Source organism: Staphylococcus arlettae (genome assembly GCF_025560845.1).
GTDB lineage: Bacteria > Bacillota > Bacilli > Staphylococcales > Staphylococcaceae > Staphylococcus > Staphylococcus arlettae.
The window spans coordinates 1,943,653-1,964,242 of record NZ_CP094803.1 but is presented as its reverse complement, the minus strand read 5'-3'; the positions used below and the strand labels follow the sequence as shown (position 1 = coordinate 1,964,242).

Sequence of the window (20,590 nt, the reverse complement as noted above, 5' to 3'; positions counted from 1 at the left end):
GATTGTCATGAATCGTCCACAGCGATTATTTGAGTTAGACGCACTACGTGGTATGAGTTTGCTAGGTATTGTGCTTATGAATATTTTGATTTTCAGTTTTCCATATGACAATATTGATTTAACGAAACATTTATCTGGTTTTGATGTAGCTATCATTAGAGGCGTTAAATTAATTGTTATTAGTTCGTTTTATCCGATTTTTACATTTTTATTTGGTTATGGCTTAGCAATTATGTATCAAAATACGCAGCGTAAACAATTGAGATTTTATCCTATTATTTATCGTCGCTTATCTTTTTTACTCATAGTTGGTTTAATTCACGGCTATTTTATATTCAGTGGAGATATCTTATTTACTTATGCAGTAACAGGAATGGTTGCGGTGTTATTAATTAAGTTGTCTAAAAACACACTGACAAGTATCGCATTAATTTTATTTATGCTAAAAATCATTATAATAATTATACCAGTAGTTGTTTTACACGCTATGTATGGTGCTGACAACTCATTCAACATGTTAAGTCATAGTGTACAAGACCTTATTAATAGTCGTCAAAGTAGTAGTTATTTAGATTTCTTACCAATTAACATGGAAGAGAATACTTACTCTATTTTGGATACCATAACAATATCTGCACTATTTGAATTTTTACCATACATTTTAATTGGTATAGCAGCACAAAAATTTGATTTAATATCACACATCAGAGCAATTCCCCATACATATTTAAAATGGGGGCTATTGGCTATTGTAGTTGGCTATATTTATAAACTACCAAGTGTAATTTATTATGCTGATGAGACGTATAAATTAGTATCATCATTATTAGCAGGTCCAATTGTAGCTACTGGTTACATTTTAGTATTTTGTTATTTATGTCAAACAGTCAAAGGAAAAAACTGGCTGTCTTTGTTCGCTTTTCCAGGAAAACTGAGTATGAGTGTATATTTAACACAAAGTATTATCTTTTTATATATTTATACAGGTGCTGGTTTCGGTTTATACAATAAATTAACCTTAGCTCAATCTTATACACTCGCAATTTTAGTGTATATGGTTCAACTGGTAGTAAGTTATTTATATTTAAAACGTTATAAACAAGGATCGTTTGAATGGATTTGGCGTAAATTTACCTACTTGAAATAAGGTAATGATTAGTATAGCGCTCTTAGGAACATTTTTGTAAGAACTTAATGATTCTGAAAGAAAGACAAGTTGGCATGCCATCAAATTTTTTAAAAAAAATGAATATTTAGATTATTCCTTATTCATTTATTTGTTATTTAAGCGTAAATTTAGTTATAATATGAAGTAAGATACAGATGAGGAGCTGATATTGAATGAAATTTCTATCATTCAGACATGAAGGACATACATCTTTCGGTGTTAAGGTAAAACGTGAAGAAGCCGCATGGAATTTGAAACACGTCTTTGCAGACTTCGCGGAAGGTGAGTTTAATCCCAAAACATTATTACAAGGTTTACAACAAAACCAAACAGTAGATTTTCAAGAACAAGTGAGAAAAGCAGTTGTTGCTGCTGAAGACAGTGGACAAGCTGAGCAATATAAAGTGCCATTTTCTGAACTTGAATTTTTACCGCCTGTAACACCGACAAATAATGTGATTGCTTTTGGACGTAACTATAAAAAGCATGCAGATGAGTTGAATAATGAAGTACAACGTTTATATGTATTTACTAAAGCCGCATCATCTTTAGCTGGTGATAATAGTACGATACCTAACCATCAAGATATTACTTCAGAATTAGATTACGAAGGTGAATTAGGTATTGTCACTGGAAAAGCTGGAGAAAAAATCCCTAAAGGTCTTGCTTTAGATTATGTATATGGTTATACCATCATTAATGATATTACTGATCGTACGGCTCAAAATAAGCATGCACAAGCCTTTCTATCTAAAAGTTTGACTGGTGGTTGTCCAATTGGTCCTTATATTGTTACCAAAGATGAATTACCGACACCAGAAGATGTTAATATCGTGACTAAAGTAAACAATGAAATTCGTCAAGATGGTAATACATCTGAAATGATTTTAAAAATTGATGAATTAATTGAAGAAATTTCTAAATATGTAGCATTGCACCCAGGAGATATTATTGCTACTGGTACGCCAGCAGGTGTTGGCGCGGGCATGAACCCTCCTCAATTTTTACAGCCTGGTGACGAAGTCAAAGTGACAATCGATAACATAGGTACATTAACTAACTTTATTGAAAAATAAGAATTAAAAAAGAGACAAAGTTTTTAGGTAATAAATTTCACCTAAAAACTTTGTCTTTTTTTATTTGATATGATGACAGTTCAACGATTGTGTATTAATTAATGTATGATAAAATAAATATGAAATTATAAAATTGTGTGGAGGGATAGCATGATACACATGCATATATTAAGTTGGGTAGTTGCAATTATTTTATTTTTTGCAGCGTACTTCAACTTTTCAGAAAAGCAAGGTGCAACACCATATTTTAAACCTATTCATATGTTATTAAGAGTTTTTATGGTCTTAGTTTTATTTAGTGGTTTATGGTTACTTATTCAAGAGTTTTCTTCGGGTTCACAAGGTGGCGGCCACATGTTACTAACGTTAAAAATGGTAGGTGGTATTGCTTCAGTAGCATTAATGGAAACTGCATTAATTAAGCGTAAAAAAGGGCAAGCCAGTCATGGCATTTTATGGGCTACAATTATTGTAATTATCATTACTATGTTATTAGGCATCATCTTACCTTGGGGACCAATTTCTCAACTATTTGGTATGTAGTAATGGATAGCAATGACCAAAGAAGCTGAGTTTTATATTTTTAAACACAACTCAATTAAATAAAATTAGTTTCAGACTGTCTACAGAGTCTCTGGCTTTGTTGGCAGTTTTTTTATGCACGCTTTCCGCGGGCACTGCCTCAGCCCGTAGTCTTCGGCTAGTGCTCTTCCCGCAGGAGTCGGCATAAACTACTGCCTATCTATAGAAAAAACTCTTGGGAAAACTAATATTTAAGGTCTGTTTACTTACAATAAAGCAAGAGTCTAAAGACAAAATTTCTGGCTTTGTTGGCAGTTTTTTATGCACGCTTTCCGTGGCACTGACTAAGCCTGTAGTCTGCGACGAGTGCTCTTCCCGCAGGAGTCGGCATAAACTACTGCTAATATTCCATAAAAATAATATCTAACTAGAACATAAATAAACCCTTCGCAAATTAATGCGAAGGGTCTATCTACGTTCTGAAATACCTCAAGTATCAATAATGTTTGCGATGTATTTATTATTTATTGCGTGCTTTATAACCAATCATATTGATTAAGTCTTTAGGATGGCTATATGGTGGCGCATAAGCTACTTCAATATCTGTTAAATCATCTACTGTCATCTGATTAGCCATTGCTACGGATAAAGTATCAATACGTTTATCTACACCAGCTTTACCTACTGCTGCTGCTCGTAATAGTTGGCGTGTATTTTTATCAAAATAAACACGTAAGTGAATTTTTGTGTTTCCTGGGTAATAACCAGCATGTTTACCTTGTTTAAGCTCAACCATGCTATAGTCAAAATGTTTTAATTCATTAGGTGTCACACCTACGCTCGCAAATGTATAATCAAAAAACTTAACAATATTACTGCCTAAAAATCCTTTGAATTGAATTTGTGGATTACCGGCAATTTGTTCTGCGATAATACTCGCTGCACGATGAGCACCCCAAGCAAGTGGTACGTGTGCTTGTAAATCGACGTGACGATAACGTGAAGTAATAATATCACCGAGTGCATAGATATTTTCGATATTCGTTTCAAATTTATCATTAACAGGAATATAGCCGTGGCTATCTAAAGTAACATTTGACGCTTTAATAAAGTTTGAGTTTGGCTCAACACCCACACCAGTAATGACGAGGTCAAAGTCTTCGTGGTGGCCTGATTTAAAATACACAGTTTTGCCTTTAATGGTATCTATTTCTTCATTGAAATGATAAGTTATATTACGCTCTTTCAATGATTCGATGATAGGTTCGTTCATATCATTATCCATTAATTTATTAATATGCTCAGAACGATGTATTAATGTAGGTGTAATTCCACGTTCATACAAATTATCTAACACTTCTAAACTGATATAACCGGCACCAACTATTAACGCACGTTGGACTTGATTGTCTTGTATAAAGGACTCAATGGCATCAGTATCTTCCATATTGCGTAGAGTAAAGACTATGTCACTATCAAGAGGAAGTGAACGTGCACTACATCCAGGGCTTAAAATTAATGTATCATAGTTAACATGAAAGACTTCATCTTTTTGATAGTCATGCACAGTAACAGTTTGGTTATCATCATTAATAGCTATAACTTCATGATAGGGCTTAACTGTTATTTGTTTAGCATTATAAAAAGCTTCGGGAGTTGCTTCGAGTATTGCATCACGTGATTCGACAATGTTTCCTAAATAATAAGGCAAGCCACAATTAGCAAAACTCATATCACGATCTTTTTCAAAGACTGTGATTTCACTATTATGATCCAAACGTCTAATTTGACTCGCGACAGTTGCACCACCTGCAACCGCACCAACTACAACAATGTGATTCATAATATTTTCGGCCTCCTTATTGAGTAATATTTGTATAACCTCGATAGTTAGATACGTGAATTTATAACTTGTTCATAAGCGATGTTTAAATTGAAAAATTCATTAAGATAACGGCCGATACCATCATCATTGTTAGAATAAGTAACATGATTTGAAACATGTTTTAGTTCGTCTAAACCATTTTCCATTGCAACGCCATGTTGTGCATATTTAATCATTTCTAAGTCGTTATCCTCATCGCCAAATGCAATAATATTGGAGCGTTCAATATCAAGGTAAGATTTAACCGCATCTATACCTTTAGCTTTACTAATATTTTTACCCACTATTTCAATAACAGGAAATGGTGATCCCCAACGACGATGTTCAATGCTTTCAGCATAAAAACGTGATAGCATTTGTTTAATTCGTGGAATCATAACTTCTTCTGCTTCAACTAAAATCGACGTTGGTGAAGCAGTTAGTGTTTGTAATAAATCTCCAGTTTCAACAGTAGGGCTGCCCATAGAAAAACCATCAAATAATTTTTGGTCAAAGTTATCGATAAAAACATGATCTTTGATTTCAGCAATAATATTACTGACACCATAGTCTTTCAATGATTGAATAATGCTTGTAGCAAGCTCTAAATCTAATTCTTCATGAACTGGTGTAAAATTGTCATCTTTTGGATGATGTACATATGCCCCGTTAAAATTGACTACAGGTGTGTTCATATTCAATTCATGGTAATAAGTTTGACTAGCACGATAAGGACGTCCAGTAGCAATCATTAGTTTGTGTCCTTGTGCTTGTAATGTATTAAGTATTGTTTTTGTATAAGGTGAAATCTGTTTATCATCGTTTAATAAAGTACCATCTAAATCTAAACAAATTAAATAAGGTTTCATATATGTCTCCTTAAGTTGATATTAAAATTTAATGTAACAATATCATAGCATTTTATTGGCGTTTTGTAAGATATTTGATATATTGTTAATTAAGATTAATTACGAAGAGGTGATTACAAATGGATGAAGGACTTAAAGATAGTATTTTAAATGCCTTAGAGATGGTTATCGACCCAGAGCTTGGTATTGATATAGTTAATTTAGGCTTAGTATATAATGTAGATGTAGATGATGAAGGATTATGTACCGTTGAAATGACATTGACTTCTATGGGATGTCCAATGGGACCTCAAATTATAAATCAAATTAAAATGGTATTAGCTGAAATACCTGAAATTTCAGATACTGAAGTTAATGTTGTATGGAGCCCGCCTTGGGATAAAGATAAAATGTCTCGTTATGCTAAAATTGCATTAGGCATTGGCTAAGCTCAATTTTTAGTAAAGACTTAATTATGTTCATAGATGTTTAGACATCATTGGACATGTTAAGTCTTTTTTTGTTGGAGAAAATTAAATATCAATTGAGTTATGATAAAGACAATCCGAAAGTTGGATAGCCATTCGAGATTGGTTTTATTTAACTTGTGACAAAATAAATTGTGTGTGCGTGTGACCATAACGTTGCATATCATCGATACACTGTTCAACTGCTGACATTGATTGAAAATGCATTTTAACTAAAAAGCAAGATGAACCAGAAACTCTATAACAAAAATCAACATCAGATTGGTTATTAATAAAAAGTTTGAAGTCTTTATATAAATTATTTTTAATAGTAATGTGCATAATAACTTCAATAGTATAACCTAACAAAGTGTAATCAATGTCAATTGTATATTTTTTAATAATACCGGTCTCTAAGAGTTTATTGATTCGTTCACGTACTGAAGGTGATGATAAATGTACAAGGTCACTCAATTCAGACAACGATATTTTACTATTCGTTTGTAGCACAGAAATGATTTTATTGTCGATTACGTCCATGAATAATAATACCTCAAATAATAAAGTTTTTATTAATTATACCTAATAAAACATAAGGATGAAAGACGTTTAGTTATATAAACTTCATAATAGGAGGTGGACATATGACTTTAATAAAATTAAGTGAATTAGGTGAAACACCGTATCAACAATTACTAGGTCATAACGAACAATTATTACAGAGTTGGACAACATTAGCCCAAACGATTGAACAAAACTTACATTTACAACCTAAAGTGGTGGAGGAAATTAGAAGAATGTTGGCACACCAAAGTGGTTGTTCATATTGTAAGAGCAAAGGAAAACCAGAAGGTAGTAAAGCACAATTTAATCCAAAAGAACTGACAGCAATTGGTTTTACAGAAGTATATATGACAATGGGGACGAACATACCTGATTATCTATTTCAGGAGCTTTATAAAGTAATGACTGACGAAGAAATCATCATGTTGATAGCGTATATTCAGTTCACGGAGTGTCAGCAAAAATTTGGCGCATTGTTACAATTGGAGGCTACTGATTAATTTGATGGCACGATTTCGATTAAATTTGTACTAATTTGTGTATAACAAAAAAGAGAAAATTAGCGGCATACGAATGATGTTTTTTAGTTGATATTAGCAACAGAAAGGTATATAATTTAATTAAGGTCAAAGAAAGTCAAAGTCAAAGATAGTTAACCTTGACCTACACTTAATGATACAGGGGTGAGTTTATTTGGATATTAATCAAATGACCTATAAAGTACAAAGTGTTTTACAACAAGCTATTGAAATCGCTAAAAACTATGAAAACCAAAATATTGAAATTGAAGCTATATTAAAAGCAGCCTTAACAGAATCGGATAGTTTATTTAAAAATATTTTAGATAGAGCAAATATTGATACTGAAAGTTTAGCACTACAGTATGATAGTAAATTAAGTAATTATCCAACTGTACAAGGTGAACATGTGCAATATGGACAATATATAAGTCAAAACGCTAATAAATTATTGAATACAGCAGAACAATATATGAACACATATGAAGATGAATATATTTCAATGGAACATTTGTTGTTAGCAGCAATGGAAGTAGACAGTATTACACGTGAAGCAATAGGTAACAAACAAGAAGTTATTACAGAAATTATTAAAAAAGTTAGAGGAGGAAACCATGTGACAACACAAAATCCAGAAGTAAATTATGAAGCTTTAGAAAAATATGGCCGTGATCTTGTTGAAGAAGTAAGACAAGGGAATATGGATCCAGTCATTGGTAGAGATGAAGAAATACGAAATGCTATACGTATTTTAAGTAGAAAAACTAAAAATAATCCAGTATTAATTGGTGAACCAGGTGTTGGTAAAACTGCAATTGTTGAAGGCTTAGCCCAAAGAATTGTACGTAAAGATGTACCTGATTCTTTGTTGGATAAGACTATTTTTGAATTGGATTTAAGTGCATTAGTTGCAGGCGCAAAATACCGTGGTGAATTCGAAGAGCGCTTAAAAGCAGTGTTAAAAGAAGTTAAAGACTCAGATGGCCGAATCATATTATTTATTGATGAGATCCATATGTTAGTTGGTGCAGGTAAAACAGAAGGCGCGATGGATGCCGGTAACATGTTAAAACCTATGTTAGCTCGTGGCGAACTTCATTGTATTGGGGCAACAACTTTAAATGAATATCGTGAATATATTGAAAAAGATTCTGCTTTAGAGCGTCGTTTCCAAAAAGTAAATGTATCAGAACCAGATGTAGAAGATACGATTTCTATTTTACGTGGTCTTAAAGAACGTTATGAAGTATATCATGGTGTACGTATTCAAGACCGTGCACTCGTCGCAGCAGCAGAACTGTCTGATCGTTATATTACTGATCGTTTTTTACCGGATAAAGCAATTGATCTTGTTGACCAAGCCTGTGCAACGATTCGTACTGAGATGGGTTCGAACCCTACAGAATTAGATCAAGTTAATCGTCGTGTAATGCAATTAGAAATTGAAGAAAGTGCATTGAAAAATGAATCTGATAATGCAAGTAAACAAAGATTACATGAATTGCAAGAAGAATTAGCGAATGAAAAAGAAAAGCAAAGTGCCATTCAGTCACGTGTTGAACAAGAAAAAGAAAAAATTGCGAAACTACAAGAAAAACGTACTGAATTAGATGAAAATAGAAAGGCGTTAGAAGACGCAGAAAATAATTATAATCTTGAACGTGCTGCTGAATTGAAACATGGTAAAATTCCTGAATTAGAAAAAGAATTAAGAGATTTAGAGGAAGCTTTTCAAGATGAACAAAATGAAGACAATGAGCGTATCATTCGTGAAATCGTATCAGATGAAGAAATAGGCGATATTGTAAGTTCATGGACTGGTATTCCAGTATCCAAATTAGTAGAAACAGAACGCGAAAAATTATTGAATTTATCAGAAATATTGCATCAACGCGTAGTAGGTCAAGACAAAGCAGTAGATTTAGTATCTGATGCTGTAGTAAGAGCTAGAGCAGGTATTAAAGATCCTCAAAGACCGATAGGGAGCTTTTTATTCTTAGGTCCTACAGGTGTAGGGAAAACAGAATTAGCTAAGTCTTTAGCATCGACATTATTTGATTCAGAAAAACATATGATACGTATAGATATGAGTGAATATATGGAGAAACACTCTGTGTCTCGTCTTATTGGAGCGCCTCCAGGTTATGTGGGTCATGACGAAGGTGGACAATTGACAGAAGCGGTTCGCCGCAATCCATACTCAGTAATTTTGCTTGATGAAATTGAAAAGGCACATTCAGACGTCTTTAACGTATTATTGCAAATATTAGATGAAGGACGCTTAACTGATTCCAAAGGGCGAAGTGTTGATTTCAAAAATACGATTATCATTATGACAAGTAATATTGGTTCTCAAGTATTGTTAGAACAAGTGAAAGATACAGGTGTCATTACTGAAGCTACAGAAAAAGCAGTGATGGATAGTTTAAATCAATATTTCAAACCAGAAATTTTAAACCGAATGGATGATATCGTATTATTTAAACCATTATCTGTCGAAGATATGGGACGTATTGTTGAAAAACTATTAGCACAGTTAAATATCAGATTGTTAGACCAACGTATTACAATTGAAGTGTCACCAGAAGCGCAAGCATGGCTAGGTAAAGAAGCCTACGAACCACAATTTGGTGCGCGACCATTAAAACGCTTTATACAATCACAAATCGAAACACCATTGGCACGTCAAATGATTAGAGAAAACTTACCTGAAGGTACAACTGTACAAGTTGATTTAACAGATGACGGCTTAACATTTAATATAGTTGAACCACAAAGTATGTAAAGACACAATAAACAAGAGGGAGTGGGACAGAAATCTGATTTTGAAAAAATGATTTCGTCGTCCCACCCCGGCAAGGATGACTAGCATTGAAAAAAAGCTTAGTTTAAAGCGCATTTTCAATACAGTCATCTACTGCCCATATGAAAAAAGATTTCGAATAAAATATGGAGTGGGACAGAAATCTGATTTTGGAAAAATGATTTCGTCATCCCACCCCGGCAAGGATGACTAGCGTTGAAACAAGCTTGGTTTAAAGCGCATTTTCAATGCAGTCAGCTACTGCCAATATGAAAAGAGACTGGGAGGAATCAATATTGTCCCAGCCCCTCTTATTTGAAAATGGGGATTTATGTCCTAGCTACATTAAAAAAACAAGCCAATGCACTTCTTGTGCATTGGCTTGTTTTTATTTTTTAAATGTCTATTGTTGACTCGTATCTTTTTTTAGTGGCTTCATTGTCATGTCGAATAATACAACAATAATTGTGAAGATAACTGCTGCAACGATTGGTGTAATTAAGTTCAATGGACCACCGCCCTCTAAGCTGTTCAATACAAAGTTAACCATTTCGAGTAACAAAATAGCCCAAAATAATACTGCGAGGTATTTCATAGTATGATGCCTCCAATTAATCTGTATATATCTTCATTATAAGGAAAAGGTTATATTTTGTATAGTAGAAATCGATTACAATTGTTTTGATTTTGTGACGATGGGAAGTGTGATTAATAATAAAATGTGTATATTAACTTAAACCACTGCGCTAGTTCTTGTATTTAACTAAAAAAATATGTTAAGTTAATACCTGGTATTAAATATATATTAAGAAGGTGTACAACCATGAATGTGGGTATCAAAGGTTTCGGTGCATATGCGCCAGAAAACGTAGTGGACAATGCCTATTTCGAGTCATTTTTAGAAACTTCAGATGAATGGATTTCTAAAATGACTGGTATAAAAGAAAGAAGATGGGCTGGAGAAGATGAAGATACTACAGACTTAGCTTATAAAGCAAGCATTAAAGCAATTGAAGACGCTGGAATAGAAGCAAATGATATTGATATGATTATAGTTGCTACTTCAACTGGAGAATATCCGTTTCCAACAGTAGGTAACATGTTACAAAACAGACTAGGTATTAGTAAAGTAGCATCAATGGATCAATTAGCTGCTTGTAGTGGCTTTATGTATGGACTAATTAATGCAAAACAATTCGTACAATCAGGTGATTATAAAAACATCTTGGTTGTAGGTGTAGATAAATTATCTAAAATTACAGATATGACTGACCGTTCAACGGCTATCTTATTTGGCGACGGTGCTGGTGCTGCTGTTGTTAGTGAGGTATCTGAAGGTCGAGGTATTTTAAGTTATGAGCTTGGCTCAGACGGTTCAGGTGGAGAATATTTATACTTAAACCCAGATAATGGTAAAATATTTATGAACGGACGTGAAGTGTTTAAATTTGCGGTCCGCATCATGGGTGAAGCTTCCAATAGAGCGGTAGAAAAAGCTGGTTTACAATCTGAGGATGTAGATATGTTTATTCCACACCAAGCAAATATCCGTATTATGGAATCTGCGCGTGAACGTTTAGGCATTCCAAAAGAAAAAATGAGTGTATCAGTAGATAAATTTGGTAATACTTCTGCAGCATCCATTCCTTTAAGTATTGCACAAGAATTAGAAAATAATAAAATTAAAGATGATGATGTATTAGTATTTGTTGGATTTGGCGGCGGCCTTACATGGGGTGCCATTACATTAAAATGGGGTAAATAGGAGGTCAATTTATGAGCAAAGAACAACGTGTGGTTATTACGGGTATTGGTGCTTTATCACCAATCGGTAATGATGCGAAAACATCATGGCAAAATGCATTAAATGGAGTAAGTGGAATTGACAAAATTACACGTATTGATACTGAACCATATAATGTACATTTAGCAGGTGAGCTAAAAGATTTTAATATTGAGGACTATATTGACAAAAAAGAAGCAAGACGAATGGATCGTTTTACGCAATATGCAGTCGTGGCTGCAAGAGAAGCAGTTGCAGATGCGAAATTTGAAATCAACGAAAGTACAGCTGATAAAATTGGTGTATGGATTGGTGCAGGTATCGGAGGTATGGAAACATTTGAAAATGCCCACAATACTTTATTAAATAAAGGTCCACGACGTGTTAGTCCTTTCTTCGTACCAATGTTAATTCCAGATATGGCAACAGGTCAAGTCTCTATAGACTTAGGAGCTAAGGGGCCGAATGGTTCAACTGTAACTGCCTGTGCGACAGGGACGAACTCAATTGGTGAAGCATTCAAAATCATACAACGTGGTGATGCAGATGCGATGATAACTGGTGGTACAGAGGCACCAATTACTGATATGTCGATTGCAGGATTCAGTGCAAGTAGAGCACTTTCAACAAACGACGATCCTGAAACTGCTTGTCGCCCATTCCAAATTGGCCGCGATGGTTTTGTTATGGGTGAAGGCGCAGGAATAGTAGTGCTTGAATCATTAGAGTCTGCACAAGCGCGTGGCGCAGAAATTTATGCCGAAATTGTTGGCTATGGTTCAACTGGTGATGCATATCATATTACAGCACCAGCACCTGAAGGTGAAGGTGGTTCTCGTGCTATGCAAGCAGCAATTAAAGATGCTGGTATTGAAGCACAAGACATTCAATATTTAAATGCACATGGTACAAGTACGTCTGTAGGTGACTTAACAGAAGTGCAAGCTATCAAAAATACTTTCGGTGACGCCGCTCATTCATTGAAAGTAAGTTCTACAAAATCTATGACAGGACACTTATTAGGTGCTACTGGTGGTATAGAAGCTATCTTCTCAGCATTATCTATTAAAGAAGGACGTGTAGCACCAACAATCCATGCAGTTACACCTGACCCAGAGTGTGACTTAGATTTTGTACCTAATGAAGCTCAAGATTTAGACATTACTTATGCTATGAGTAACAGTTTAGGTTTCGGCGGACATAATGCAGTAATTATTTTGAAAAAGTTTGCTGATTAATCTATATAACACACATTAGTATCATAACTTTAAACCGTAAAAACCTTTTTATAATGGAGGTTTTTACGGTTGTTTAATTTTACTAAATTCAAAATAAAGTAACGCTTCCTATTGAATGCAATAGGAAGCGTTTTGTGTAGTTACTATATAATATAGGCTAAAGCAATACTAATTAGAAAATAGATAATGTTACAAGCACAGGCATATTTTATCCAAGATGTGATAACATAATGGTCCTTTTTAGCGCTTTTAGGATTGAAAAAGGAATCGTCTGCTACAGATTGTCTTCGTTTTTTTGTAGATAGTTGATATGTTAAACGGCGAAATCCATAGCTTGTAGGATCTAAAACACCTTCTTGAATAATAATCATTACAAAAGATAGGATTGCGATAATGCTAGATAATATAAACAAAATATTTATGTAGTTTGTTAAAGTGAAATCACTTATGAGCGAAAATATAAGTGTTAACACAGGTGTTGCGAGTAACCAAAGTATACTTTTTTTAAAAAAGCGCATAACTCCTTATCCTCCAAATAAGCATTTCCACAATTATAACTGAAAATTTGAAAAAACAAAATATTAATATGCTAACGCTTTAATATATTAAAATCACTCAATTAATATAAAAATAATAATGCTATCCTTTAATAATGTGAAGCGAAACTATATTGATTAATACGTAAATTAACTATATAATATGTATAATATTTCTGAAAATTTTGAAAGGAATGTTAATTTTGAACATTTAAGGGGGATGAGCTATGCTTAAATACATTTTAAAAAGATTAGGTTATATGTTTCTATCGTTATTTATTATTATAACGATTACCTTTTTCTTAATGAAATTGATGCCTGGATCACCATTTAATGATGAAAAGTTAAATGAGTCACAAAAAGAATTATTAAACGAGAAGTACGGTTTGAATGATTCGATACCAGTGCAATAAGGTAACTATTTAAAAAATGTAGTTACTGGTGATTTTGGAAATTCTTTCCAATATGATAATCAACCTGTGTGGGAATTAATTCAACCACGCTTATTGCCATCGTTAGAAATGGGTATTGCAGCTATGGTTATAGGAGTAATTTTAGGATTGATACTAGGGGTTATTGCAGCAGTTAAACAAAATACATGGGTTGATTATAGTGCCACCGTTATTTCAGTTATTGCAGTTTCGGTACCATCATTCGTTTTAGCAGTATTACTGCAGTACGTATTCGCAGTACGATTACAAATATTCCCAGTTGCAGGTTGGGAAGGTATTTCTACAGCTGTATTGCCATCATTAGCACTTTCGGCAGCTGTATTAGCAACCGTAACGAGATACATAAGAGCGGAAATGATAGAAGTGTTAAGTTCGGACTATATATTAATGGCGAGAGCTAAAGGTAATTCGACAATGCGCGTATTATTTGGACATGCATTACGTAATGCATTAATACCAGTAATTACGATTATTGTGCCAATGCTTGCCAGTATATTAACAGGAACATTGACAATTGAAAATATTTTCGGTGTACCAGGTTTAGGGGATCAATTTGTACGATCAATTACAACAAATGACTTCCCAGTTATTATGGCGACCACTATTTTATTTAGTACACTGTTTATTGTTTCTATCTTTATTGTAGATATTTTATACGGTGTGATAGATCCACGTATTCGTGTGCAAGGAGGTAAGAAATAATGACAGATAAAAGAGATGAATTTTTAACTGATGATGCTTCCAATGCAGTAATGGCTAATACTACAAGTGGTGTTATGGCCGAGGACTTTGTTAAAAGTAATAATGACATTGCTAAAGAGCCAGAGATGCAGCGTGAGAGTAAAAACTTCTGGCAGGATGCTTGGTCACAATTAAAACGTAATAAATTAGCAGTAGTCGGCATGATAGGATTGATTATTATTTTGATACTAGCGTTAGTTGGTCCATTAATGAGTTCACATGATTATGCCGAACAAGATGTAGATCGACGTAATTTACCAGCAAAAATTCCGGTATTAGATCAACTGTCATTCTTGCCTTTTGACGGTGAAGGAGCACAAGGTGTAGATGCATATAAAGAGGCCGGCGTAAAAGAAAATTTTTGGTTTGGGACAGACCAATTAGGCCGTGACTTATGGTCTAGAACTTGGCAAGGCGCTCAAGTATCACTATTTATTGGTGTTGTAGCCGCGTTGTTAGATATTTTTATCGGAGTAGTATACGGTGCAATATCCGGCTTCTTCGGCGGTCGAGTAGACAATGTGATGCAACGTATTATTGAAATTGTCGCGTCTATTCCAACATTGATTGTTGTAATTTTGTTCGTATTAATTTTTGAACCTTCCATTTGGACGATTATTTTAGCGATGGCCATAACTGGTTGGATCGGTATGAGTCGTGTAGTACGTGGAGAATTTTTAAAACTAAAAACGCAAGAATTTGTCATGGCTTCTCGTACGTTAGGGTCATCAAAATTAAAATTAATTTTTAAACATATTTTACCGAATACATTAGGTGCTATTGTAGTTACTTCAATGTTCACAGTTCCAAATGCCATTTTCTTCGAGGCATTTTTAAGCTTTATCGGTATTGGTGTACCAGCACCAAGAACATCACTAGGTTCACTCGTTAATGATGGTCGTGCGATGTTACTAATTCATCCACATGAATTATTCATACCAGCATTAGTGTTAAGTTTATTAATATTATTCTTCTACCTATTTAGTGATGGTTTAAGAGATGCATTTGACCCTAAAATGCGTAAATAACAAAGGAGGCGTTTTTTATGTCAGAAAGAATTTTAGAAGTAAAAGATTTGCATGTGTCCTTTGATATTGATGCAGGGGAAGTGCAAGCCGTACGTGGTGTAGATTTTTATTTGAATAAAGGTGAAACATTAGCAATAGTAGGTGAATCTGGATCTGGGAAATCAGTTACTACTAAAGCGATTACAAAATTGTTCCAGGGTGATACCGGTCGTATCAAACAAGGGGAAATTAATTTTTTAGGTGAAGACCTTTGTGTAAAATCAGAACAAGAATTAGTTAAATTACGTGGTAAAGAAATTTCGATGATATTCCAAGATCCGATGACATCATTAAATCCAACGATGAAAATTGGTAAGCAAGTTATGGAACCGCTCATCAAACATAAAAATTACAATAAAGCAGATGCTAAAAAGCGAGCAATAGAAATTTTGGAATTAGTTGGATTACCAAATCCTCAACAGCGATTTAACGCGTATCCACACCAATTCTCAGGTGGACAAAGACAGCGTATTGTCATTGCTACAGCCTTGGCATGTGAACCCAAAGTACTTATTGCAGATGAACCAACAACGGCTTTAGATGTAACGATGCAAGCACAAATACTTGATTTAATGAAATCATTACAAGATAAAATCGATACGTCTATTATTTTTATTACCCATGATTTAGGTGTAGTGGCAAACATAGCAGATCGTGTAGCAGTAATGTATGGCGGACAAATGATTGAAACTGGTGATGTTAATGAAATATTTTATGATCCTAAACATCCGTATACATGGGGATTATTATCATCTATGCCAGATTTAACAACAGGTACAGATACAGAGTTGATTGCTATTCCAGGAACACCTCCAGACTTATTACATCCGCCTAAAGGGGATTCGTTTGCTAGTCGTAGTCAGTATGCATTAGATGTTGATTTCAAAGAGGCACCACCATGGTTCCAAGTCTCACCAACGCACTATGTGAAATCTTGGTTATTGGATGAACGTGCACCAGAAGTTGAACCGCCAGCAATGGTACAACAACGCATGCGTGAAATGTCAAATAACTACGCTAAGCCTAAACAAGTAGAAAGGGTGTCGTTCAATGGTCAATCATAAAGAAACACTGTTAGAAGTAAAAGAATTAAAACAGTACTTTAACGAGGGCAAACGTAATGAAGTACGAGCGATAGAAAATATTTCCTTTAATATATACAAAGGTGAAACATTTGGACTTGTAGGTGAATCTGGTTGTGGTAAATCAACAACAGGTAAAGCCATTATTAAACTTAATGATATTACTGATGGTGAAATTCTCTACGAGGGTGTAGATATTCAAAAAATAAAAAACAGAAAAGATTCTTTGAAATTCAACAAAAAAATTCAAATGATTTTCCAAGACCCTTATGCATCATTAAATCCTAGACTGAAAGTTATGGATATTATCGCTGAAGGCATTGATATTCATAAATTAGCTTCTGGTACAAAAGATCGCAAAAAACGTGTGTATGATTTATTAGAAACTGTAGGTTTAAGTAAAGAACATGCGAATCGTTATCCACACGAATTTTCAGGGGGACAAAGACAGCGTATCGGAATTGCTCGTGCATTAGCAGTTGAACCAGAGTTTATCATTGCCGATGAACCAATATCGGCACTAGATGTCTCTATTCAAGCACAAGTAGTTAACATCTTGTTAAAGCTACAACGTGAAAAAGACATTACGTTTTTATTCATTGCACATGATTTATCGATGGTGAAATATATCTCAGACCGAATAGCGGTAATGCATTTTGGTAAAATTGTGGAGCTAGGAACGGCGGACGAAATTTACAATAATCCCCTCCATCCATACACTCAATCATTACTATCGGCTGTGCCTCAACCAGATCCAGAAAGTGAAAAACAACGTAAACGTATAACATATAAAGCAGATGAAGCACGAGATAAAGAACGCACTTTACAAGAAGTGTCACCCGAGCATTATGTTTTTGTCACTGATGAAGAAGCAGAAACTTTAAAAAATAACAACGCTCAAACGCAACAATAACAGGGAGAGGGGGAGTTAGATGAAGAAGTTCAAATTACTTATTATCACGATTGCACTTGCTGTTGTGTTAGCTGGGTGTAGTAGTGCAGAAGGTATTTATTCAGATAAAGGACAAGTATTTAGAAAAGTAATACCACAAGATATGGCATCATTAGATACAGCAATGGTCACAGACACAGTGTCATTTGATATTTTCAATCAAGTTTACGAAGGCTTATATTCGTTGAATGATAAAGATGAAGCCATTCCAGGTGTAGCAAAAGAGCTGCCTAAAGAAAGTAACGGTGGCAAAACATTAACTATTAAATTACGAAAAGACGCTAAATGGTCTAATGGAGATAAAGTAACAGCACATGATTTTGTTTATTCTTGGCAACGAGCACTTAAGCCGGATACAGCTGCAGAGTATGCTTACATAATGTATGATATTAAAAATGCAGAAGAAGTTAATTTAGGTAAAAAAGATGTCGATGAATTAGGGGTTAAAGCTGTAGATGATTATACGTTAAAAGTAGAATTAACTAAACCTATACCTTATATCAATGAATTGTTTGCTTTTGGTATTTTCATGCCACAAAATGAAAAAGCCGTTAAAAAATATGGCGAACAATATGGTACTACAGCTGAAAAATCTGTCTATAATGGTCCATTTAAAGTGAAAAATTGGAAAGTTGAAGACAAAATTGAATTAGAAAAAAATAAAGATTATTGGGATAGCAAAAAAGTACATTTAGATAGAGTTAATTATAAAGTATTAAAAGATCAACAAGCGGGAGCTGCATTGTATGACACAAGTTCTGTCGATGATGCTATCATTACTGCAGATCAAGTAGAAAAATATGAAGGTAACGAAGGTTTGCAAAAACGTCTATTAGCAAGTACTTTCTTTATTAAAATGAACCAAAAAGAAGTACCTGAATTTAAAAATAAAGATATGCGATTAGCAATTGCTAAATCAATAAATAAAGAAGCCTTTGTAAACTCCGTTAAAAATGATGGTTCTGAAGCTATGGATGGCTTTACATCTAAATTAACTGCTAAAACACCAAATGGTAAAGACTTTGCTGATGTTATAGATTCGCCACTTGCATTTAATGCGCAAGAAGCCCAAAAACACTATGACAAAGCGAAAAAAGAGTTGGGTATAAAGAATTTTACGTTCACTATGATTACTGATGATGGTGCTGATAAAAAAATAGCAGCAGAATTTATTAAAGCTCAAGTAGAAAAAAATCTACCTGGAGCCACTATGAAAATACAACAGGTACCGTTTAAACAACGTGTAAACAGGGAACTATCAGAAAACTATGAAACATCATTATCAGGCTGGGGTCCAGACTATCCAGATCCATTAACATTCTTAAGTATTATGACAACTGGTAATTCGCAAAATAATACTGGTTGGAGTAGTAAGGAATATGACCAGTTAGTAAAAGACGCTAATGGAAAATTATTGAAAAAACCAGAAGAGCGTAATGCGGCAATGATAAAAGCAGAAAATTTATTACTCAAAGATGCCCCGGTCGCTCCTATTTACCAAAAAGGTGAAGCACATTTAACAAATCCACAAGTTAAAGGATTGGTATATCACCAAATTGGTGGGGATACATCATTAAAAAATGTCAAAATAGATAAAAGTATTGACCGTGAAACTGGTGAAAAGAAATAGACTAATCTAAGAACGTATTACTTTTAACGCTTCTTATAAACTAGTTAATAACGGAATAACGCCTGAAACATTACTAATGTTTCAGGCGTTATTGTTTTGCTATAGGTTTATCTTTTACGTCCTAAGCCCATTGCTTTTTCCATTTTCTTCAATGTTTTGAACGACGCTTTTTGAGCCTTGTCACGGCCTTCATCTAAAATTTCATCTAATTGGTCTGAGTTGTAGAAGGCATTGTAGCGCTCTTGGAAATCAGTTAAGAATTGTTTCACTACTTCTGATAAATCTACTTTAAATGTTCCATAACCAGCCTCTTTATAACGTTCGACAAGTGCGTCGACAGATTCATCGGTAAGACTAGAATAAATAGATAATAAGTTCGAAATACCCGGTTTATTTTCGCGATCAAATTGAATAATACCATCAGAGTCAGTTACTGCACTTTTAATCTTTTTAGCAGCTACATTTGGTTCGTCTAATAAAGAGATAAAGTTTTTTTGATTGTCATCACTTTTACTCATTTTTTTAGTAGGATCTTGTAAACTCATTACACGACCCCCGACTTTTGGCATGCGTATTTCTGGTTTGACTAGAATATCGTTGAAGCGTGTATTAAAACGATCAACTAAATTACGTGTTAATTCAATATGTTGTTTTTGATCATCACCTACAGGGACAATATTCGTATTATAAATGACGATATCAGCTGCCATAAGTGGTGGATATGTGAGTAATCCTGCTGGAATACCTTCAGTCTGTTTCTGAGATTTGTCTTTGAATTGAGTCATACGTTCCAATTCACCAATAGATGCGATGGTAGTTAACATCCAACTTGCTTGTACATGCGCAGGTACTTCTGATTGAATAAATAACGTTGATTTTTCTGGATCAATACCTGATGCAAGGTAAATTGCAGCGAGTTGTCTAATTTGCTTACGTAACTTTAAACGGTCTTGAGGAACGGTAATTGCATGTTGATCTACGATGCAGAAAAAACAATCATAATCATCTTGCACTTCACCAAATTGTTTTAATGCACCAATGTAATTTCCCAGCGTTGGAATACCGCTTGGTTGGATACCTGAAAATAATGTTTCCATTTGTGTGATGCCTACTTTCTAATTTATTAATAACTTTGCATTCATTATAACAGTATTTTAATCATTTGTAAGTTATGTTAAACTAGATATATACTCCAGTTTTAGTGTTAAAGGTCACATGAGATTTGAGAATTTTTAAAAAGTTTTTAGAAAAATTGTGAATTTCTCATTTAATTTTAATG

At 34.1% G+C, this 20,590-nt stretch carries 18 protein-coding genes and 1 pseudogene; 13 read left to right on the top strand and 6 right to left on the bottom strand.

What is annotated here, in order from left to right; translation table 11 throughout:
- The first annotated feature begins 7 nt into the window (after positions 1-7).
- The 3 genes from MUA37_RS09590 to MUA37_RS09580 all read left to right on the top strand — a co-directional run bounded on the left by MUA37_RS09590 (position 8) and on the right by MUA37_RS09580 (position 2,787).
- On the top strand, positions 8-1,147 hold the full coding sequence (locus tag MUA37_RS09590) for a DUF418 domain-containing protein (RefSeq protein WP_262624555.1): 1,140 nt from the start codon (positions 8-10) through the stop codon (positions 1,145-1,147).
- Between the two features lie 194 nt (positions 1,148-1,341).
- On the top strand, positions 1,342-2,244 hold the full coding sequence (locus tag MUA37_RS09585; protein WP_262624554.1) for a fumarylacetoacetate hydrolase family protein: 903 nt from the start codon (positions 1,342-1,344) through the stop codon (positions 2,242-2,244).
- 150 nt (positions 2,245-2,394) lie between these two features.
- Positions 2,395-2,787 carry a YisL family protein gene (locus MUA37_RS09580; protein WP_002509332.1) on the top strand — a complete coding sequence of 131 codons (393 nt, stop codon included), beginning with the start codon at positions 2,395-2,397 and terminating at the stop codon, positions 2,785-2,787.
- Between the two features lie 499 nt (positions 2,788-3,286).
- On the opposite strand, the gene MUA37_RS09575 is transcribed toward MUA37_RS09580, so the two are convergent.
- Entirely contained in the window at positions 3,287-4,609 is a 1,323-nt protein-coding gene (locus MUA37_RS09575; RefSeq protein ID WP_107379883.1) for a CoA-disulfide reductase, read from the bottom strand.
- A 47-nt stretch (positions 4,610-4,656) separates the two neighbouring features.
- Entirely contained in the window at positions 4,657-5,499 is an 843-nt protein-coding gene (locus MUA37_RS09570; protein WP_002509330.1) for a Cof-type HAD-IIB family hydrolase, read from the bottom strand.
- A gap of 119 nt (positions 5,500-5,618) precedes the next feature.
- Between MUA37_RS09570 and MUA37_RS09565 the strand changes: the two genes are divergently transcribed.
- Positions 5,619-5,927 (top strand): metal-sulfur cluster assembly factor, encoded by a 309-nt coding sequence (locus MUA37_RS09565; RefSeq protein ID WP_262624553.1) that lies wholly within the window; start codon positions 5,619-5,621, stop codon positions 5,925-5,927.
- A 147-nt stretch (positions 5,928-6,074) separates the two neighbouring features.
- Here the strand turns inward: MUA37_RS09565 and MUA37_RS09560 are convergent, their stop codons facing one another.
- Entirely contained in the window at positions 6,075-6,485 is a 411-nt protein-coding gene (locus MUA37_RS09560) for an Lrp/AsnC family transcriptional regulator (protein ID WP_002509328.1), read from the bottom strand.
- 104 nt (positions 6,486-6,589) lie between these two features.
- Between MUA37_RS09560 and MUA37_RS09555 the strand changes: the two genes are divergently transcribed.
- Complete coding sequence (locus MUA37_RS09555; protein WP_021458881.1) at positions 6,590-7,009, top strand: carboxymuconolactone decarboxylase family protein; 420 nt, start codon at positions 6,590-6,592, stop codon at positions 7,007-7,009.
- A gap of 193 nt (positions 7,010-7,202) precedes the next feature.
- Positions 7,203-9,812: an ATP-dependent chaperone ClpB gene (gene clpB, locus MUA37_RS09550; protein ID WP_107389075.1), complete on the top strand. Its 2,610-nt coding sequence runs from the start codon at positions 7,203-7,205 to the stop codon at positions 9,810-9,812.
- A 421-nt stretch (positions 9,813-10,233) separates the two neighbouring features.
- Here the strand turns inward: clpB and MUA37_RS09545 are convergent, their stop codons facing one another.
- Complete coding sequence (locus MUA37_RS09545; protein WP_103388124.1) at positions 10,234-10,425, bottom strand: YjzD family protein; 192 nt, start codon at positions 10,423-10,425, stop codon at positions 10,234-10,236.
- Positions 10,426-10,653: 228 nt separating this feature from the next.
- Here MUA37_RS09545 and MUA37_RS09540 point away from each other — a divergent pair, with 228 nt between their 5' ends.
- On the top strand, positions 10,654-11,595 hold the full coding sequence (locus MUA37_RS09540; RefSeq protein ID WP_107373862.1) for a beta-ketoacyl-ACP synthase III: 942 nt from the start codon (positions 10,654-10,656) through the stop codon (positions 11,593-11,595).
- A gap of 11 nt (positions 11,596-11,606) precedes the next feature.
- Positions 11,607-12,851, top strand: coding sequence for a beta-ketoacyl-ACP synthase II (fabF, locus tag MUA37_RS09535; protein ID WP_002510176.1), 1,245 nt, complete (start codon positions 11,607-11,609; stop codon positions 12,849-12,851).
- A gap of 143 nt (positions 12,852-12,994) precedes the next feature.
- Here the strand turns inward: fabF and MUA37_RS09530 are convergent, their stop codons facing one another.
- A complete protein-coding gene (locus MUA37_RS09530) occupies positions 12,995-13,369 on the bottom strand; it encodes a DUF3899 domain-containing protein (RefSeq protein ID WP_002510175.1) in 375 nt (124 codons plus the stop codon).
- Between the two features lie 245 nt (positions 13,370-13,614).
- On the opposite strand from MUA37_RS09530, the pseudogene opp3b reads away from it, so the two are divergent.
- From opp3b to MUA37_RS09505, 5 genes and pseudogenes are all read left to right on the top strand, one after another.
- Positions 13,615-14,541 (top strand): annotated as a pseudogene (gene opp3b, locus MUA37_RS09525) (oligopeptide ABC transporter permease).
- Positions 14,541-15,608, top strand: coding sequence for an oligopeptide ABC transporter permease (opp3C, locus tag MUA37_RS09520; protein ID WP_002510173.1), 1,068 nt, complete (start codon positions 14,541-14,543; stop codon positions 15,606-15,608). Before opp3b ends, opp3C begins: the two are co-directional and overlap by 1 nt.
- 17 nt (positions 15,609-15,625) lie before the next feature.
- The gene (locus MUA37_RS09515) at positions 15,626-16,711 is read left to right on the top strand and encodes an ABC transporter ATP-binding protein (protein WP_002510172.1); all 1,086 of its coding nucleotides are present in this window, start codon (positions 15,626-15,628) and stop codon (positions 16,709-16,711) included.
- A complete protein-coding gene (locus MUA37_RS09510) occupies positions 16,698-17,642 on the top strand; it encodes an ABC transporter ATP-binding protein (RefSeq protein WP_002510171.1) in 945 nt (314 codons plus the stop codon). Before MUA37_RS09515 ends, MUA37_RS09510 begins: the two co-directional genes overlap by 14 nt.
- Positions 17,643-17,661: 19 nt before the next feature.
- Positions 17,662-19,311, top strand: a complete 1,650-nt coding sequence (locus tag MUA37_RS09505; protein WP_262624552.1) for a peptide ABC transporter substrate-binding protein — start codon at positions 17,662-17,664, stop codon at positions 19,309-19,311.
- A gap of 107 nt (positions 19,312-19,418) precedes the next feature.
- Here the strand turns inward: MUA37_RS09505 and trpS are convergent, their stop codons facing one another.
- A complete protein-coding gene (trpS, locus tag MUA37_RS09500) occupies positions 19,419-20,408 on the bottom strand; it encodes a tryptophan--tRNA ligase (RefSeq protein WP_232197851.1) in 990 nt (329 codons plus the stop codon).
- Positions 20,409-20,590: the final 182 nt, after the last annotated feature.

Bases quoted from the DNA above. Each gene is read 5' to 3' on its own strand.
- MUA37_RS09590 (WP_262624555.1), top strand. From the start codon at position 8: ATGAATCGTCCACAGCGATTATTTGAGTTAGACGCACTACGTGGTATG.
- MUA37_RS09585 (WP_262624554.1), top strand. From the start codon at position 1,342: ATGAAATTTCTATCATTCAGACATGAAGGACATACATCTTTCGGTGTT.
- MUA37_RS09580 (WP_002509332.1), top strand. From the start codon at position 2,395: ATGATACACATGCATATATTAAGTTGGGTAGTTGCAATTATTTTATTT.
- MUA37_RS09575 (WP_107379883.1), bottom strand. From the start codon at position 4,609: ATGAATCACATTGTTGTAGTTGGTGCGGTTGCAGGTGGTGCAACTGTC.
- MUA37_RS09570 (WP_002509330.1), bottom strand. From the start codon at position 5,499: ATGAAACCTTATTTAATTTGTTTAGATTTAGATGGTACTTTATTAAAC.
- MUA37_RS09565 (WP_262624553.1), top strand. From the start codon at position 5,619: ATGGATGAAGGACTTAAAGATAGTATTTTAAATGCCTTAGAGATGGTT.
- MUA37_RS09560 (WP_002509328.1), bottom strand. From the start codon at position 6,485: ATGGACGTAATCGACAATAAAATCATTTCTGTGCTACAAACGAATAGT.
- MUA37_RS09555 (WP_021458881.1), top strand. From the start codon at position 6,590: ATGACTTTAATAAAATTAAGTGAATTAGGTGAAACACCGTATCAACAA.
- MUA37_RS09545 (WP_103388124.1), bottom strand. From the start codon at position 10,425: ATGAAATACCTCGCAGTATTATTTTGGGCTATTTTGTTACTCGAAATG.
- MUA37_RS09540 (WP_107373862.1), top strand. From the start codon at position 10,654: ATGAATGTGGGTATCAAAGGTTTCGGTGCATATGCGCCAGAAAACGTA.
- fabF (WP_002510176.1), top strand. From the start codon at position 11,607: ATGAGCAAAGAACAACGTGTGGTTATTACGGGTATTGGTGCTTTATCA.
- MUA37_RS09530 (WP_002510175.1), bottom strand. From the start codon at position 13,369: ATGCGCTTTTTTAAAAAAAGTATACTTTGGTTACTCGCAACACCTGTG.
- opp3C (WP_002510173.1), top strand. From the start codon at position 14,541: ATGACAGATAAAAGAGATGAATTTTTAACTGATGATGCTTCCAATGCA.
- MUA37_RS09515 (WP_002510172.1), top strand. From the start codon at position 15,626: ATGTCAGAAAGAATTTTAGAAGTAAAAGATTTGCATGTGTCCTTTGAT.
- MUA37_RS09510 (WP_002510171.1), top strand. From the start codon at position 16,698: ATGGTCAATCATAAAGAAACACTGTTAGAAGTAAAAGAATTAAAACAG.
- MUA37_RS09505 (WP_262624552.1), top strand. From the start codon at position 17,662: ATGAAGAAGTTCAAATTACTTATTATCACGATTGCACTTGCTGTTGTG.
- trpS (WP_232197851.1), bottom strand. From the start codon at position 20,408: ATGGAAACATTATTTTCAGGTATCCAACCAAGCGGTATTCCAACGCTG.